Source organism: Legionella sp. km772, assembly GCF_003989735.1.
In the GTDB taxonomy this organism is placed as follows: Bacteria; Pseudomonadota; Gammaproteobacteria; order Legionellales; family Legionellaceae; genus Legionella.
The window spans coordinates 1-1,077 of sequence record NZ_RZGQ01000371.1 but is presented as its reverse complement, the minus strand read 5'-3'; the positions used below and the strand labels follow the sequence as shown (position 1 = coordinate 1,077).

Below are 1,077 nucleotides of genomic sequence, written 5' to 3'. Positions count from 1 at the left end.
TGTTAGTGCTCGCAAACAGAAACGGCTCGGCTCACAATATTTTGCAAATGAACTCGCAATAAAATGCGAATGAAATTTCGATGAACTCACATTATTTTGCGAATGACTATTTCCCCATATAATAAAAACGTTCGTTTATTTTGTATGATAATATTCTATAAATATCAAAGTAAAAATCATCTTTTTCTTTTCAATAAAAATGTAATAATATAGGTATATATTGAAACCCCGTGAAGTGAAACAAATTTTGACCATAAAAACCTATGCTTATCTCAGGGTATCTACCTCTGAGCAAGAGGTAGATAAAAATAAGTCCGATATATTATTTTTTGCCAATGAAAATAATTTGGGCAAAGTTCTTTTTGTGGAAGAAAAGGCTTCTGGAACTATTCATTGGAAAAAAAGAGAGCTTGGTAGAATTATTAACGACCTTTCAGAGGGTGGGAATTTGGTCGTTAGTGAGTTTTCAAGACTTGGCAGGAGTATGTTGGAATGTATTGAAATTATTTCTCTTTGCCTTGAGAAAAAAATCAATTTATATGCCATTAAAGGGCATTGGCGTTTAGATAACAGCATTCAAAGCAAAATTATGGCAATGATGTTTTCTATTGCAAGTGAAATTGAACGAGACCTAATTTCAAAAAGAACAGCAGAAGCATTACGTGCTCGAAAACAAAAAGGCCTTCCTATGGGACGCCCCAGAGGCCCCGGTAAAAGCAAATTGGATCAGCATAAAGAAGAAATTTTTGCTTTGCTCAATAATGGTTCATCAAAAGTCTTTATTGCAAAACGCTATAAAACATCAATTGGTAATCTTTACCATTGGCTACAGAAGAACAGCTACATTGCAAAGGATGCACCTTAATGAAAAAAATTCCGTTGGAAATATTATTTCGTCTTGATGAGAAAATAACCAACTTACCTTGTCATGGTAAATTGCGACGAGAGCTTATTCAAGAAGTGGCCACACATTATCAGCTTAGTGAAAGCAGCGTCTACAGGCAACTCAATCAATTGAGTTTGCATCCCAATGAACGCAAGTCCCGTAAAGACAAAGGGACTCCAAGAATAATTATC

2 protein-coding genes are annotated in these 1,077 nt (G+C 34.8%); both read left to right on the top strand.

Annotated features, from left to right (window positions below; all coding sequences use genetic code 11):
- Window positions 1-220 precede the first annotated feature (220 nt).
- A complete protein-coding gene (locus ELY15_RS15965; protein WP_199744239.1) occupies window positions 221-865 on the top strand; it encodes a recombinase family protein in 645 nt (214 codons plus the stop codon).
- Window positions 865-1,077, top strand: a 213-nt coding sequence (locus ELY15_RS15960) for a hypothetical protein (RefSeq protein WP_199744238.1), incomplete at its 3' end; no start/stop codon positions are given. The genes ELY15_RS15965 and ELY15_RS15960, both read left to right, overlap by 1 nt.